The 15812-nt window shown below is 42.0% G+C and carries 13 protein-coding genes; 5 read left to right on the top strand and 8 right to left on the bottom strand.

Going from position 1 to position 15812, the window contains the following annotated elements; all coding sequences use genetic code 11:
• The first annotated feature begins 15 nt into the window (after positions 1–15).
• Together AVJ20_RS06940 and AVJ20_RS06935 are read left to right on the top strand one after the other, a co-directional pair.
• Complete coding sequence (locus AVJ20_RS06940) at positions 16–1443, top strand: MFS transporter (protein WP_111884687.1); 1428 nt, start codon at positions 16–18, stop codon at positions 1441–1443.
• A gap of 51 nt (positions 1444–1494) precedes the next feature.
• On the top strand, positions 1495–2733 hold the full coding sequence (locus AVJ20_RS06935; protein ID WP_111884686.1) for a CaiB/BaiF CoA transferase family protein: 1239 nt from the start codon (positions 1495–1497) through the stop codon (positions 2731–2733).
• 638 nt (positions 2734–3371) lie between these two features.
• Here AVJ20_RS06935 and pcaD read toward each other — a convergent pair.
• The 6 genes from pcaD to AVJ20_RS06900 form a co-directional block, all read right to left on the bottom strand.
• Complete coding sequence (gene pcaD / locus AVJ20_RS06925; RefSeq protein ID WP_111884685.1) at positions 3372–4151, bottom strand: 3-oxoadipate enol-lactonase; 780 nt, start codon at positions 4149–4151, stop codon at positions 3372–3374.
• Positions 4152–4217: 66 nt separating this feature from the next.
• Positions 4218–5423 carry a 3-oxoadipyl-CoA thiolase gene (gene pcaF / locus AVJ20_RS06920; RefSeq protein ID WP_111884684.1) on the bottom strand — a complete coding sequence of 402 codons (1206 nt, stop codon included), beginning with the start codon at positions 5421–5423 and terminating at the stop codon, positions 4218–4220.
• A 125-nt stretch (positions 5424–5548) separates the two neighbouring features.
• On the bottom strand, positions 5549–6199 hold the full coding sequence (locus AVJ20_RS06915) for a 3-oxoacid CoA-transferase subunit B (RefSeq protein ID WP_078193766.1): 651 nt from the start codon (positions 6197–6199) through the stop codon (positions 5549–5551).
• 19 nt (positions 6200–6218) lie between these two features.
• Complete coding sequence (locus AVJ20_RS06910; protein ID WP_111884683.1) at positions 6219–6905, bottom strand: 3-oxoacid CoA-transferase subunit A; 687 nt, start codon at positions 6903–6905, stop codon at positions 6219–6221.
• A 153-nt stretch (positions 6906–7058) separates the two neighbouring features.
• Positions 7059–7349 (bottom strand): muconolactone Delta-isomerase, encoded by a 291-nt coding sequence (gene catC, locus AVJ20_RS06905; RefSeq protein WP_111884682.1) that lies wholly within the window; start codon positions 7347–7349, stop codon positions 7059–7061.
• Between the two features lie 20 nt (positions 7350–7369).
• Positions 7370–8479, bottom strand: coding sequence for a muconate/chloromuconate family cycloisomerase (locus tag AVJ20_RS06900; protein ID WP_111884681.1), 1110 nt, complete (start codon positions 8477–8479; stop codon positions 7370–7372).
• A 103-nt stretch (positions 8480–8582) separates the two neighbouring features.
• Here AVJ20_RS06900 and catM point away from each other — a divergent pair, with 103 nt between their 5' ends.
• A complete protein-coding gene (gene catM / locus AVJ20_RS06895; RefSeq protein WP_078193763.1) occupies positions 8583–9506 on the top strand; it encodes a cis,cis-muconate-binding transcription regulator CatM in 924 nt (307 codons plus the stop codon).
• 76 nt (positions 9507–9582) lie between these two features.
• On the opposite strand, the gene AVJ20_RS06890 is transcribed toward catM, so the two are convergent.
• Positions 9583–10578: an ABC transporter substrate-binding protein gene (locus tag AVJ20_RS06890; protein WP_111884680.1), complete on the bottom strand. Its 996-nt coding sequence runs from the start codon at positions 10576–10578 to the stop codon at positions 9583–9585.
• 3 nt (positions 10579–10581) lie between these two features.
• Complete coding sequence (locus AVJ20_RS06885) at positions 10582–11169, bottom strand: ANTAR domain-containing response regulator (RefSeq protein WP_078190882.1); 588 nt, start codon at positions 11167–11169, stop codon at positions 10582–10584.
• 445 nt (positions 11170–11614) lie between these two features.
• Here AVJ20_RS06885 and AVJ20_RS06880 point away from each other — a divergent pair, with 445 nt between their 5' ends.
• Positions 11615–12964, top strand: a complete 1350-nt coding sequence (locus tag AVJ20_RS06880) for an MFS transporter (protein ID WP_111884679.1) — start codon at positions 11615–11617, stop codon at positions 12962–12964.
• 66 nt (positions 12965–13030) lie between these two features.
• A complete protein-coding gene (gene nirB / locus AVJ20_RS06875) occupies positions 13031–15577 on the top strand; it encodes a nitrite reductase large subunit NirB (protein ID WP_111884678.1) in 2547 nt (848 codons plus the stop codon).
• Positions 15578–15812: the final 235 nt, after the last annotated feature.

The raw sequence follows: 15812 nt of genomic DNA, 5'->3' as shown, positions 1-15812 counted from the left end.
ATGAGGAACAAGGAAATGAATAACGAAATGCAAAACGGAGCAGGAACGCTCAAATTGCCTTCTAACGTGGGCACGATGCATCGTATTACAAGCAACACTTGGAAAATGGCTTTTATTTTTGCCTTTATTTCTTTGGTGATTGATGGTGTAGACATCATGTTGCTGTCATTCAGTCTCACCAGTTTAAAGGCTGAATTTGGTTTAAGTACATTTCAAGCCGGAATGCTTGGTAGTTCTTCTTTAGCAGGGATGGCGCTGGGTGGTATTTCGGGTGGATGGGCGTGCGATAAATTTGGCCGTGTGAAAACTATTGCTTGGTCGGTAGTATTTTTCTCAATCATGACCTGTATTTTAGGCTTTACCCAAAGCTATGAACAATTTTTAATTTTACGTTTTATTGGCGCATTTGGTCTGGGCTCACTTTATATGGCGTGTAATACGCTCATGGCAGAATATGTACCAACCAAATACCGCACAACAGTACTTGGGACTTTGCAAACCGGTCAAACCGTGGGTTATATCGTTGCAACGCTGATGGCGGGTGCCATTATTCCAGATCACGGCTGGCGGATGCTATTTTATGTCACCATTATTCCTGCTGCATTTGCCCTTATCTTTATGCGTTTTGTTCCTGAGCCAAAATCTTGGCAGGAAGCAAAAATTGAGCAGATAAAACGCCGTGAATTAAAGCTTGAACCTGTACAGCAGCAAGCTGCAGCCAAGCAAAACGCACCTTCTGAAAGCATTTATAAACGTATTTTTGGACATACCAATCATCGTAAAATGTTCTTCTTTTGGATGTCGACCGCTGCATTTCTACAATTCGGTTATTACGGTGTCAACAACTGGATGCCAACGTATTTAGAAACTGAACTCAGCATGAACTTTAAAGCCATGGCTGGCTATATGGTAGGTGCATATACCGCCATGATTCTGGGTAAAATTTTAGCAGGCTATGCCGCTGACAAATTTGGACGTCGTATTACCTTTGTGTTTGGTACGGTAGCTACGGCAGCATTCTTACCGATCATCATTTTCTATAACACACCAACCAACATCGCCTATTTACTCGTAACTTTCGGTTTCTTATACGGTATTCCATACGGTGTAAATGCAACGTATATGGCAGAAAGTTTCTCTACGGATGTACGCGGAACGGCTATTGGCGGTGCTTACAATATGGGACGTTTAGGCGCAGCCATAGCACCAGCAACCATTGGTATGATTGCTGCTGGCGGATCGTTCACTATGGCCTTTATTGTGATGGGTGCTGCTTACTTTATTGCAGGTGTTATTCCGGGCTTGTTCATCCGTGAACGCCAATATGACCCACAGCAAGCATCACTTTCTTCAGATGCGGAAAAAGAAAAACTGGCAAGTTTAGATACACATGTTGCTGATGCAGAGCAAAAAGCGTCTGCAAAAACTGCAACAGTAAAATAACTAAAAATATCTGTGCCATAGCTCAATACTATGGCACATCTGGAGTGAACTATGGGTGCATTAAAAGGAATTCGCGTATTGGACTTAAGCCGTGTTTTGGCAGGTCCTTGGTGCGGTCAAATATTGGCTGATTTAGGTGCAGAGGTAATCAAAATTGAGCGTCCTAAAGTCGGGGATGATACCCGTATGTGGGGACCACCTTGGATGCCAAATCAGCAAGGTCAAGCGACGAAAGAATCAGGCTATTACCAATGTGCGAACCGTAACAAATATTCTGTAGCCATTGATATTGCCAGTGAAGAAGGGCAAGCCCTAGTCCGTGAAATTGCCCAAACTGCAGATGTCGTGATTGAAAACTACAAAGCAGGTTCACTTGCAAAATATGGTTTGGATTATGCATCGCTCAGTGCACTAAATCCCAATATCGTATATTGCTCAATTACAGGTTTTGGTCAGGATGGTCCACGTGCGGAAGAACCAGGCTATGACTTTATTATTCAAGGCATGTCAGGTCTGATGAGTATTACTGGTGAATCTGATGATGTAATCGGTGGTGGCGCACAAAAGGTGGGGGTCGCTGTGGTCGATATTCAGACCGGACTGTACTCAACGATTGCCATTCAGGCGGCATTGTTGGCGCGGCAGCATACAGGACGCGGTCAATATATCGATATGTCATTACTCGATGTACAGGTGGCGGCGCTAGCCAATCAAGGTATGAACTATTTGACCTCGGGTAAAGCACCTAAACGTATGGGAAATAATCACCCGAATATCGTACCGTATCAAACCTTTAAAGCTAAAGATAAAGAATTTATTATTGCCTGTGGTAATGACAAACAATTTAAAGATTTGTGTATTGCGATTGGCTATAAAGAACTGCTAGATCAGCCGAACTATTTACGTAATCAAGATCGAGTGAAGAACCGTGAAGAATTAATTCCATTATTGAGTGCTTATTTTCTGACTCAAGATGCTCAAGTTTGGGTTGATGCGATTCATGCGGTAAAAGTGCCAGTGGGTGTAATCAACTCTGTAGAAGACGCATTAAATGAACCGCAAATTCAACATCGTCAAATGGTTGTGAATATTCCACATGCTTTAAATCAAGATTTTAAAGTGATTGGATCACCGATGAAATTATCTGATACGCCTGTAGAATACCGTCATGCACCGCCGCAGTTAGGGCAGCACACAATCGAAATTTTGTCCCAATTTAAAACTGAAGCTGAATTAAATGAATTGGCTGCACAAGGTATCATTGATCAACTCAATCATCCTGCAGCTTAAAATTCCCAGAGATTATTCTTCAAACTATTCTTCAATATCTGGTCGTAAACGCCTATGTGGAATGAGTGGAGTTAAAAGTTTAGACCGAAGGACTCCAATACTTCGGTCTTTTTCAATATCAATATTCATTTAAGGAGTGCTTTTAATGTTAATTTTCTAGATAAAGTATAATTATTCATCAAAGCTTGGGCCTGCAATACGGTCTTTATTTTTTCGTATGAAAGAGATGTCCATACTTTTGCGCCTTGATATTTTTTCTTAAAGCTATAACATTCAAATTCTGGATTATACACAAACCAATTTCCGCAATGCTGCACGCAATAAGCATTTATATGCCTATTTTTCAAGTCTACTAAATGCACAGAAAGATTTCGATACCATCTCCATTGACGAGAGTATAAGTCTTTATATCCTTAATACGCTGAGTTGTAACATCTGCATTAGAAATCGTAGAACTAAAGCCAATGATTAAACTAGAAAGCAATATTGATCCGTTTTTTATATAGATGAATCATTCTTCTAATTGTCCATTTATTTTAAGAACGGACATTAAATCAAAGCCTTCAAACGAAATAAAGCCCTGCACAATGGCAAGGCTCTATTTTAATAACATTACATTGAATTTGTTCAGCTGCATATTATTGCTGTATAAAATTCTGCAAAGCCTGATTAAATGCATCTGGCTGTTCGATGTTTGAAATATGCGATGCATTAATTTCAAATAATTGGCTATTTGCAATGCGTTCTTGCATGAATTGACCATCTGCAACTGTAGTTACAGGGTCTTGTTGACCTGCAATAATTAATACAGGTACGTGAATAGACGAGATTTCATTGCGTAAATCCGCTTTAGCCAAAGCTTCACAACAACTTGCATAACCTTCTGGGCTGCCAGCTCCGAGGTCGTTACTCAAAGATTGTACAGTTGCCGTGTTACTTTGGATAAAGGGTTCTGTAAACCATCGTGATGCTGCCGTTTCTGCAATTGGTTTCAGACCTTGTTGACGGACTAACTGTGCACGTTCATTCCAAGCTGATTCTTGCCCAATTTTTGCAGCGGTATTGCATACAATGACATGGTTAAAGCGTTCAGGATGATGTATTGCAAGCCATTGACCTGTTAAACCACCCATCGATATTCCACAAAATGTGGCCTGTTGAATATTTAAATGATCCAATAAATGGATGACATCTGTACCCAATTGATCAAGGCTATAAGGCCCTTGAGGGGCAGAAGATGCACCATGACCACGTGTATCATAACAAATGACAAAATAATCCTGCTGCAGCGCCTCTATCTGAGGCTTCCACATGCTGAACTTTGTGCCTAAAGAATTAGAAAAGACAATCGCAGGTTGTGTGTGGTCACCAAAAGTTGCGTAATTAATCGTTGCATCATTGGATATGAATGTAGGCATATTTTGAATCCTTAATTTTATAAATCCCCTAAATCCCCCTATAAGAAGGAGGACTTTTATTGAGGATTAAACACGTTCAATAATCAAAGCGATGCCTTGACCGACACCAATGCACATCGAACAGAGGGCATATTGACCTGAAATTGCCTCAAGTTGATTTAACGCAGTCGTCACTAAACGGGCTCCAGATGCACCTAAAGGATGCCCCAAAGCAATAGCGCCACCGTTTGGATTGACATGTTTAGCACCATCTTCCAAACCTAGTTCACGGGTAACCGCTAAGGCTTGAGCCGCAAAAGCTTCATTCAGCTCGATCACATCCATTTGTTCAAGGCTTAGACCTGTTTGAGCTAATAGCTTTTTGATGGCAGGCGCAGGACCAAAGCCCATGATTTTGGGTTCAACACCCACCACCGTTGCCGCAATAATTTTGGCCCGTGGCTTTAACTTAAATTTGTTAACAGCATCATCTGAAGCAATCAGTAGTGCAGCCGCACCATCATTGATTCCTGAAGCATTGCCCGCAGTTACAGTACCATCTGCTTTCACTACAGGTTTGAGTTTTGCCAAACCTTCTGCTGTCGTCGATCCGCGTGGATGCTCATCTGTATCGACTATCAGTGGGTCGCCTTTACGCTGTGGAATGATTACAGGGATGATTTCTTTCTCAAAAAAACCATTGGCTTGTGCAGCGGCTGTACGGCGCTGACTTTCTAAGGCAAAAGCATCTTGATCTTCACGGTTAATATTGAATTGTTCTGCCACATTTTCAGCGGTTTGAGGCATGGTTTCCACGCCATACATTTGCTTAAGGATTGGATTGATAAAACGCCAACCCATGGTGGTGTCTTCTATCTTTTGGCTGCGTCCATAAGCACTTTCCGATTTACCCATAACAAAGGGTGCACGGGACATACTCTCAACACCGCCGGCAATAATTAAGTCTGCTTCATTTACCTTAATTGCACGGGCTGCCATCGCAATTGCATCAAGTGATGAACCACAAAGTCGGTTCACAGTTGTAGCAGGAACTTGAAAAGGTACACCTGCGAGTAGCGACGACATTCGTGCAACATTACGGTTATCTTCACCGGCTTGGTTCGCACAGCCGTAAATCACGTCATCAACAGACTCCCAAGCAATACTTGGATTTCGCTGCATCAGTGCCTTGATAGGTAAGGCACCTAGGTCGTCGGTACGCATTGCTGCTAAACCGCCCGCATAGCGACCGAAAGGGGTACGGATTGCATCAATAATATAGGCATTTTTCATTTTATAAATCCTAAAAACTCAGCTCCTCCCTTTTAACGGGAGGTTGGGAGGGATTTACAGGAAGTTAATTTTTGAATATTAATCCTCCCTAAATCCCTCCTTTAATCAAGGAGGGACTTTTTGCTTTATGCTGTCGTATCTATCAGCTTTGCACCGGTCATTGACTGTAATTCGTCAAAGCTCAGACCCTCAACTTTTTCAATCACTTTCATGCCTTCAACTGTTACATCAATGACGCACAAATCTGTGTAAATACGATCGACACATTGCAGGCCTGTCGCAGGGTATGACAATTCAGCGACAATTTTCGGTTCACCTTTTTTGGTCACATGGTCAGTAGTAATAAAGACTTTTTTCGCCCCAACAGCCAAATCCATTGCACCACCTACAGCAGGAATTGCATCTGGCGCACCAGTATGCCAATTTGCTAAGTCACCATTTTGGGCAACCTGAAAAGCGCCTAATACTGCAATATCTAAATGACCGCCACGCATCATGGCAAAAGAGTCACCGTGATGAAAAAAGCAGCCACCCGTTTGCATAGTGACAAACTCTTTTCCTGCATTAATTAATTCAGGGTCTTCTTCGCCTTTAGCCGGAGGAGGACCAAAAGCCAAAAGGCCATTTTCTGAATGTAGAAAAACATCTTTGTCTGTTGGTAAATAATTTGAAATTTTAGTGGGCAAGCCAATGCCTAAATTGACATAAGCGCCATCTGGAATATCTTGTGCAACACGTTCAGCAATTTGATCACGGGTTAATTTGGTATAGCTCATGGTTCTTTCCTCACGTGATTTATGCAGATTGCTCAAGCTGTGCAGGTTGAACAGCCACAACATGTTGTACAAAAATGCCAGGGGTAATAATGTGCTCTGGGTCCAATGCACCAAGTTCAACCACTTCTGAGACTTGAGCAATCGTCACATCTGCCGCCATGGCCATAATGGGGCCAAAATTACGCGCTGATTTGTTGTAAACCAAGTTGCCCCAGCGGTCGCCCTGATGAGCTTTGATTAAAGCAAAATCAGCTTTAATTGGATTTTCGAGGACAAAATCTTTGCCTTCATAATTGAGTGTAGGTTTGCCTTCTGCCAACAACGTACCAAAACCTGTTGGTGTATAAATTGGACCCAAACCCATGCCTGCCGCCTGGATACGGCAAGCCAAATTACCTTGTGGTACAAGCTCAAGTTCTATTTTTCCTGCACGGTATAGCTCATCGAACACCCAAGAGTCGGATTGGCGAGGGAAAGAACAAATCATCTTACGAACAGCACCGGCTTTGAGTAATTTAGCCAATCCATAGTCACCATTCCCTGCATTGTTGTTGACGATGATGAGATCTTTGATGCCAAGTTCTATCAATCCACCAATCAGTTCAGCAGGCTGACCAGCCGTACCGAAGCCGCCAATCATAATGGTTGATCCATCCTTAATTTGAGAAAGTGCTTCTGTTAAGGAAGCGGTACTTTTATCAATCATGCTACGATCCTTCATCAAGAACGATAAAACTATTTACCTGACTAACCACTTCAGTCATGCAAGGCAGATAATCTTTTATTTCAAATATTTACAAACTTAAAAATGCAGAAAATGGATTCCAACTATGTGCTACACAATTGGAATCCAATCGCATCAGCTGTCATCACCACGAACAGAAGAGGGATGACGATTTAAAGCCATAACTTCAATATTCATATACGGGTAAAGGGGCAACCCTTGTAAAATGTTGTGTAGCTCTTCATTGCTTTCAACATCAAAAATACTGATATTTGAATATTGACCAGTAATGCGCCAGATATGACGCCATTTGCCTTGATGTTGTAGATCTTGTGAATAAGCTTTTTCTACAGCTTTAATTTCATTGGCTTTTTCGACTGGCATATCTAATGGAATATTGACATCCATGCGTACTTGGAAAAGCATTTCTCACTCCTAGCTAAATGTTATTTACGACGTAAGTCATCAATTTTGTTTTCATCAATTTCAATCCCTAAACCCGCTGTGGTCGGAATCTTGAGTTCGAAATCTTGATATTGAAGCGGGGTTTTTAAAATTTCTTCAGTTAGCAGTAATGGACCAAAAAGCTCCGTGCCATAAGCTAAATTGTCAAAAGTTGAAAATGCATGTGCAGATGCAATAGTGCCCACAGGGCCTTCAAGCATGGTTCCACCATATAAATCGATACCCGCAAGTTTGGCGATTTTAGAAACCTCACAGCCTTCGATTAAACCACCAGACTGTGCAACTTTGACTGCAAAAACAGAGGCAGAATTGTGCCGCGCAAGTTGATATGCCGTTTGCGGACCCATCAATGATTCATCTGCCATAATGGCTATATCAAAACGACGAGTTAAACGGCGCATCGCGTCAATGTTATCGATTGCACAAGGCTGCTCAATCAGATCAACACCACCATCTTGTAACAATTGAATGCCTTTAATGGCATCTAATTCAGACCATGCACGGTTGACATCCACACGAATAGAAATGTCCGCACCTAACGCTTTTTTTATGGCTAATACATGCTCAACATCAGCTTCAACGGGGCGTGAACCGATTTTAAGTTTGAAAATATTATGTCGTTTTGTCGCAATCATTTTTTTTGCTTCGGCAATGTCTTTTTCCGTATTGCCAGATGCAAGTACCCAAAGAACAGGTAAGCTGTCACGTAAACGGCCGCCCAGTACTTCGCTTAAAGGCAAATTTAAACGCTGCGCCAAAATATCGAGTAGCGCCGTTTGAATGGCACATTTAGCAAAGCGATTGCCGTTAATATTACGTTTAATGGCTTGCATGGTTTGAGCAACATTCAAACCAGTGAGGGTTTTCAGTAAAGGACTAAAATAAGTTTCAATATTGGTACGAATGCTTTCAGGGCTTTCTTCACCATAGCCTAGACCACCAATCGTCGTCGCTTCACCCCAACCGATATAACCATCTTCGGTGGTGATTTTAATCAAAACAAGGGTTTGCTTTTGCATGGTTGCAACAGCCATCTTGTGCGGACGGATTGTTGGGATTTCCACGAGCAGGGTTTCAATCGACTTATACATCTTGCGTATTTCTTATCTATCCAACTATTTATATACCCTAATTTAATGTAATATCTTTAACTAGAGCGATTTTGGTATTTTTAGATACTTAAAAGGTATATAAATGGAATTAAGGCACTTACGTTACTTTGTCACCGTGGTTGAAGAGCAAAGTATTACCAAGGCAGCAGAAAAATTATGTATTGCTCAGCCGCCTTTGAGCCGCCAAATTCAAAAACTTGAAGAAGAACTGGGGATTACGTTGTTTGAGCGTGGTTCTAGACCCGTGAAAACCACAGAAGCAGGTATGTTCTTTTATGAGCATGCTGTACAGATATTGACGCATACCGCCCAGGCCACAACCATGGCACAGCGAATTAATGCCGTCGATAAAACTGTCCGCATTGGTTATGTCAGTTCGCTTTTATACGCATTATTGCCACAAATTATTTATTTATTTCGACAACGTAACCCAGATATTCATGTTGAACTCATAGAATGTGGTACACGCGATCAGATTGAAGCCTTAAAAACCGGTCGAATCGATATTGGTTTTGGACGACTGCGATTAACAGATCCGTCTATTAAACGTATTTTATTAAGAAAAGAAGCGCTACGTTTAGCTATACATAAAAATCATCATTTGGCTGAATTTAAAGACAAAGGCATTTATCTTTCTCAAATTTTAGATGAACCAATTTTTGCCTACCCTACGACACCTAAACCGAATTTTTCCACCCTCATTCAATCCATTTTTACCGAATTAGGACTTGTGCCTAAACATTTAACCGAAGTGCGTGAAATTCATATGGCTTTGGGCTTGGTGGCGTCGGGAGAAGGCATTTCTTTGATCCCTGAAAGTGCTAGTGATATTGGGATGAAAAATTTGATGTACATCCCAATCTTAGATTTGGAAGCCTATAGTCCAATTTCTTTGTCGGTGCGCAATATGGATCATAGTAATTACATTCCAAAGATACTGGATTGCATTCGTGAAGTTTTCGTTGAAGAAAATATCGATTTACGCGCCATCGATGCAGATGCATAACTAATCAAGGTTTCATGATTGATATTTCATAAAATCCACTATTCAGATGATAGAGTCTTATGGAATATCAATCACTTCAGCCCAAAGTATCTTGATAAATACAAGACTGAGCTATTTCAAAAACCTTTTCATCTTCAATATTTAATTGATCGTATTGCTGCATTTTTTGAATCATCCATTCAAAGTCTGAAATTTGTGGCGCTTGGGTCTTGCCAAAATTTTGAATGATGCTTTTGATCCGATAAAAAGCCTCGACGTGAATCTGCTCAGAACAATCAAAACGGATGATGTGATATTGCTTTAACAAAGAAAATATTTCAGAAAAATGCGTTTGTTGAAGCAGATCGTTTTGGGCTTTTTGGATGGCAAGATTGATTGCCTTTAAGGTATTGGGATGTTTTTCTGCCCAATCATGGGTAAAAGCCAAAACTTTATCTGGAATATGATCAATAATATCTTGGCTATTGACGATAATACGACTATAGCCTTGTATTTCAGCTTGTGTATTCCACGGCTCTCCGACACAAAATCCATCAATTCGTTGCGTTGATATTGCTTCCACTATATAAGGCGGTGGTAAAGTTGAAAACGTTTGCGTTTGAGCGAGTTCCGTGTCGGCAAGTGCCAGCCATTCTCTTAAAATATAATGATGAATCGAATGCTGAAAAACATGCGCCAACTGAATCGTTTGATTCTGTTTTATCGCCGATGCAAATTTCTCTGCTGAATTTTTTGGAAGATCCAAAGCATGGATATTTAATTCATAGCACAGCTTTTGACTCAAACTAATATAAGCACAATTAGTACTGAGTGTAAGAGAGGTTTGTAAGGGAATGCCGAGATGGTCTTTACCCGTCACAGACGCAGGCAGCATGGCCGATAAGCAATGGGCAGCATCTAAAAAACCAAAAGCTAGACGGTCGCGTAAACTTGCCCAAGACGGTTCTTGAGTCAGTGTGACATTTAACCCTTGTTCAGCAAAATATCCTTGATGTTCTGCCCAGAGCAAAGCAACACAGTCGAGTAAAGGAATATAGCCCAATTGAATATCTGTTTTTTCAAGCTTTTGCATGGTTTATTCCTTAAATTGAGACTGTAACAACGCTTGCGCATCAAGCAGCCGACGCGCCATTTCACCCATTGTCATACGGTGACTCATGGCATTTTTTCTCAGTAAATTAAATGCTTGATCTTCGGTTAAACCATGCATTTGTATTAAAAGCACTTTGGCTTTTTCAATATCTTTTCGATCGGCCAGTTTGCACTTGGTTTCAGCCAAATCATTCAGTAGTTTTTTATGCTTTTTATATTGTTCAATCGAAATTTCTAAAATGCTATTCAAACGTGCAGGGTCAATACCATCGACAATATATGCTGTCACACCCGCATCAATCGCGCTTCGGATAATTTCGAGACTCGAATTTTTAGTGAATAGAACAGTCGGTAAGTCAAATTGGCTGACACAGCTTTCAATGACATCGCGATGCGGATGATCCATATCCAATAAAATCACATCTGCCTGAATATTTTGCAGATATGACATATTTAAATGATCAATCATAAAACTGGCGACCACATCAAAGTCATGCTGAATTAATGAGGCTTGAATAAATTCAGCGCGTTCTTGATCATCATCAATCAGGGCTATTTTTAGTTTTGGCATGCAAACACTCAGACAGAGCCAAACAGATACGTATTGAGCTTGCTAAGCAAATTAAATGCCAAATCTAAAGGCAATACAAAATATAAATCTGCTTCTATGTTTGAGTATAGTTATGTGCGCATTTTTAAATTGAACCATTTCCATGCACTGATCTTGTGCAGGGCTGAACCACGCTTGAACATTTAGCTGCATCTCTATAGGCACATTGACTATCTATTTACCTTAATTCGCTTAATTTCTGACAAGTCGGCGTTCAAAGCCGCAATGTAAAGATGAATTGAAGTCGAAAATAAAAACTTGGCATGGCTCGTGCTTAATACTTGTTGAGTCAATGAAGACTCTAAAAATTTGTTAGACGGCCAACGACGTCCGTTCTGATCGACTCTGTTATGTGTTAGCGACATAACCGAGTAATTCATGCGTTCAGTTCAGTCAGGAGAAGGTTATGTCTTCAAATTTAAATGCCAAAAAAGCCACAAAAATAAGTCTATTTAATTTTTCTTCAGCAGCAATGCGGGCCTTCCACATGAGTTGGCTCGCATTCTTTGTTTGCTTCTTTGCATGGTTTGCCTGTGCGCCTTTGATGCCAGTGATTGCAGGTGAATTTCACCTGACTAAAGATCAAATTGCCAATATTAATATTGCTGCGGTTGCAATCACCATTTTAGTTCGTCTGATCGTTGGGCCTTTATGTGATAAATATGGCCCGCGTAAGACCTACACAGCATTATTAATTGTCGGCAGCATCCCAGTCTTTGGGGTTGCATCTGCGAATAGCTATGAATCTTTTCTTTTCTTCCGCTTGCTGATCGGTGCGATCGGCGCAAGCTTTGTCATCACGCAATACCACACTAGCATTATGTTTGCGCCTAATGTGGTGGGTACAGCCAATGCGGCAACCGCAGGCTGGGGTAATGCAGGCGGCGGTGCAACTCAAGCCCTCATGCCTTTATTGCTTAGCGCACTCGTTATGTTTGGTGTAGAGCAAGCGATGGGCTGGCGCATAGCGTTAATCGTTCCTGGTGTAATGATGCTGATCGTAGGCGCGCTGTATTGGAAATTTACCCAAGACTGCCCGCAAGGCAACTTTAAAGAACTGCGTGAACAAGGCGTTGCAGTCGGTTCAGATAAAAAAGGCGGTGTAGCCATTCTCATGCACGCTGCACGTAACTATCGCGTATGGATTTTATTTGGCGCTTATGCAGCTTGCTTTGGTATAGAAATCTTTATTCACAACATTATTGCGCTGTATTACGTCGACAACTTCCAATTTGGATTAAAAGAAGCGGGTATGGCAGCAGGGATCTTCGGTCTATTGGCACTGTTTGCCCGCGCGCTCGGCGGCATTGTTTCAGACAAAGTCGCGACTACCAAAGGCTTGGATGGCCGTACCAAAGTTCTGTTTGCGATGATTCTGCTAGAAGGACTGTTTTTAATACTGTTCTCGCAAATGAGCACGCCAATCTTCGCCATTCTTGCCATGACAGTCTTTGCGCTCTTCACCCATATGGCGTGCGGCGCAACCTATGCCTTGGTGCCATTCATTGACCGTGATGCTTTAGGCGGCGTGGCAGGCATTATCGGCGCAGGCGGTAACGTTGGTGCGGTAGCTGCAGGATTCTTGCTTAAAGGCATGTTGGATATTCAAACCACGCTGATGGTGCTTGGCGGTTTGGTGGTGATTGCTGCAAGCTGTGTGCTGATGATCCGCTTCTCTGTAGAGCATAAAGAAAAAGAACAGCGCTTATTTGAACAAGCTGTGAATGAAAGAAATCTAGCTGAAGTTCAAAACTAATACAAATAGCAGCCTAAGCGTATAGAGGCTTAGGCTGTGCAAAAGAAAATATTGCGGAGAAAGAATATGAAAATCATCATGATTGGACATGGCATGGTTGGCCACAAGTTTATCGAATCTGTACTGGAACACGCAGGTGATGATGTTGAATTAACCATTTTAGCTGAAGAGCCGCGTCTAGCTTACGACCGTGTGCACTTAACTGAATACTTCAGCGGCAAGTCAGCGAAAGACTTAACCCTGTGCCGCAGCGACTTTGCTGATGCATACGGTATAGATTTACGCCTGAGCACCAAAGCAGTTGAAATTGATCAGTGCAATAAAACGGTCACGACCAATCACGGTGATATTCTTTCTTTTGACAAGCTGGTGCTCGCAACAGGTTCATATGCATTTGTGCCGCCAATTCCAGGAAATGAGCGTGAAAACTGCTTTGTGTACCGTACCATTGAAGACTTGGATGCCATCCGTGCCGCAAGCTTCAATGCTAAAACAGGTGTGGTGATCGGCGGCGGTTTATTGGGTCTAGAAGCAGCAAAAGCGCTGCGTGATTTAAACTTAGAAACCCATGTTGTTGAATTTGCACCACGCTTAATGGCAGTTCAGATTGATGATCTAGGCGGTAAAGTTTTACGCTCGAAAATTGAAAATCTAGGTGTTAAAGTCCATACGCAAAAAGCAACATCTTGCATTGAAGACGGTGCAAATGCGAAGCATGTAATGAAGTTTGGTGATGGTTCTGAACTGGAAACCGACATCATCTTATTCTCTGCAGGTATCCGCCCACGCGATGAATTAGCGCGCCAAAGTGGTTTAGCCATTGGTGAGCGTGGCGGTATTGTAATTAACGATTATTGCCAAACTTCAAACCCTGACATTTATGCAATTGGTGAATGTGCGCTTTGGCAAAATAAAATTTATGGCCTAGTTGCGCCGGGCTATGACATGGCACGTATTGCAGCAAAGCATGTGATGGAACAAAACTGCACGCTTTTCGCTGGTGCAGATATGAGCACCAAGCTGAAACTGATGGGAGTTGATGTTGCATCTGTAGGCGATGCGCATGCAATGACACCAAATTCTTTAAGCTATTTCTATGCAGATGAAGCAGCTCAGGTTTATAAAAAAATTGTCGTGAATGCAGAGAAAACTAAGCTGCTAGGTGCAGTATTGGTGGGCTGTGCTAAAGAATACAATGACCTGCTGCAAATGATGCTGAATGGCTTAGAAGTTCCAGAAAGCCCAGAAAGCCTAATCATGCCTGGCTATGCACAATCTGCAGGTAAATCGGGCGGAAGCGGTGTCGATCTGCTGCCAGACAGCGCAACGATTTGTTCATGTAACAACGTCTCTAAAGCAGATATTTGTTCAGCCATTGCTGACGGATCGACTTCTTTAGGCGCATTGAAAAAATGTACTAAAGCTGCAACAGCTTGCGGCGGCTGTGCGCCATTAGTCACTCAAGTACTTAAATCGGAGCTTCAGCGTCAAGGTGTAACTGTAAATAACCATTTATGTGAACACTTTGCTTATTCACGCCAAGAGCTCTATCACTTGGTACGTGTGAATGAAATCAAAACTTTTGATGACCTGATTCAGCAGCATGGCCATGGCTTAGGCTGTGATATCTGCAAACCGACGGCAGCCAATATCCTAGCTTCATGCTGGAATGACTTTGTACTTAAACCAAGCCATGCGGGCTTGCAAGACAGTAATGACTACTACCTAGGCAACATACAAAAAGACGGCTCTTATTCAGTCGTGCCACGTATGGCAGGCGGTGAAGTTACTCCGGACGGATTAATTGCCGTGGGTCAAATTGCCAAAGAATATGGTCTATATACCAAACTTACAGGCGGTCAGCGTGTTGATATGTTTGGTGCACAAGTGCATCAACTGCCTGAAATCTGGGAAAAATTGATTGCTGCTGGTTTTGAGTCTGGCCATGCCTACGGCAAATCACTGCGTACAGTGAAATCTTGTGTCGGCAGTACTTGGTGCCGTTATGGCGTGGACGATTCAGTCGGCTTGGCGATTTATTTAGAGAACCGCTACAAAGGCCTTCGCTCACCGCACAAACTGAAAATGGCTGTGTCGGGCTGTACCCGTGAATGTGCTGAGGCGCAAAGTAAAGATGTGGGCGTGATTGCGACAGAAAAGGGCTGGAACCTTTATGTATGCGGCAATGGCGGTATGAAGCCACGTCACGCAGAGCTTTTGGCATCAGACTTAGATACGCAAACATTGATCAAATACATTGACCGTTTCTTTATGTTCTACATTCAAACAGCAGACCGTTTGCAGCGTACTTCTGTATGGCGCGACAACATGGAAGGCGGTTTAGATTACCTGAAAGATGTCGTTGTAAATGATTCGCTTGGCGTAGCGGGTGAACTTGAACGCCGTATGAGCCATGTTGTGGGTACATATCAAGATGAATGGCGTACTGCTGTAGAAGATCCTGAAGTACGTAAACGCTTTGTGACTTTCGTGAATGCAAAAGCAGAACAGCAAAATGATCCGCATATTCAGTTTGCATCCGTTCGCGGTCAAATCAGACCCAAAACAGAAGCTGAACGCGATTCGTCACGCATTCCAGTGGTTGAAGCTTAATCACAGCAATAGAGATCTTACGAAAGTTAAAATTAAAATTTTCCATTATTTTTCAAAGTATAAATTCCTTTACTTAGACCTTATATGGCTCAGGTAGAAGGCTAGGATGAAGAGTTTTAACAAATACCTCTCCCTAACCCTCTCCTAAAAGGAGAGGGAATTTAGATCTAAATGAATTTATGGATAAAAAGAACTTCTGTAAGAGATCTAATAAAGCTAAAGAATGATAAGAGGA

Source organism: Acinetobacter sp. CFCC 11171 (assembly GCF_003268405.1).
Lineage (GTDB): Bacteria > Pseudomonadota > Gammaproteobacteria > Pseudomonadales > Moraxellaceae > Acinetobacter > Acinetobacter amyesii.
This window is presented reverse-complemented; position numbering and strand designations above follow the sequence as displayed.

Bases quoted from the DNA above. Each gene is read 5' to 3' on its own strand.
- AVJ20_RS06940 (WP_111884687.1), top strand. From the start codon at position 16: ATGAATAACGAAATGCAAAACGGAGCAGGAACGCTCAAATTGCCTTCT.
- AVJ20_RS06935 (WP_111884686.1), top strand. From the start codon at position 1,495: ATGGGTGCATTAAAAGGAATTCGCGTATTGGACTTAAGCCGTGTTTTG.
- pcaD (WP_111884685.1), bottom strand. From the start codon at position 4,151: ATGCCTACATTCATATCCAATGATGCAACGATTAATTACGCAACTTTT.
- pcaF (WP_111884684.1), bottom strand. From the start codon at position 5,423: ATGAAAAATGCCTATATTATTGATGCAATCCGTACCCCTTTCGGTCGC.
- AVJ20_RS06915 (WP_078193766.1), bottom strand. From the start codon at position 6,199: ATGAGCTATACCAAATTAACCCGTGATCAAATTGCTGAACGTGTTGCA.
- AVJ20_RS06910 (WP_111884683.1), bottom strand. From the start codon at position 6,905: ATGATTGATAAAAGTACCGCTTCCTTAACAGAAGCACTTTCTCAAATT.
- catC (WP_111884682.1), bottom strand. From the start codon at position 7,349: ATGCTTTTCCAAGTACGCATGGATGTCAATATTCCATTAGATATGCCA.
- AVJ20_RS06900 (WP_111884681.1), bottom strand. From the start codon at position 8,479: ATGTATAAGTCGATTGAAACCCTGCTCGTGGAAATCCCAACAATCCGT.
- catM (WP_078193763.1), top strand. From the start codon at position 8,583: ATGGAATTAAGGCACTTACGTTACTTTGTCACCGTGGTTGAAGAGCAA.
- AVJ20_RS06890 (WP_111884680.1), bottom strand. From the start codon at position 10,578: ATGCAAAAGCTTGAAAAAACAGATATTCAATTGGGCTATATTCCTTTA.
- AVJ20_RS06885 (WP_078190882.1), bottom strand. From the start codon at position 11,169: ATGCCAAAACTAAAAATAGCCCTGATTGATGATGATCAAGAACGCGCT.
- AVJ20_RS06880 (WP_111884679.1), top strand. From the start codon at position 11,615: ATGTCTTCAAATTTAAATGCCAAAAAAGCCACAAAAATAAGTCTATTT.
- nirB (WP_111884678.1), top strand. From the start codon at position 13,031: ATGAAAATCATCATGATTGGACATGGCATGGTTGGCCACAAGTTTATC.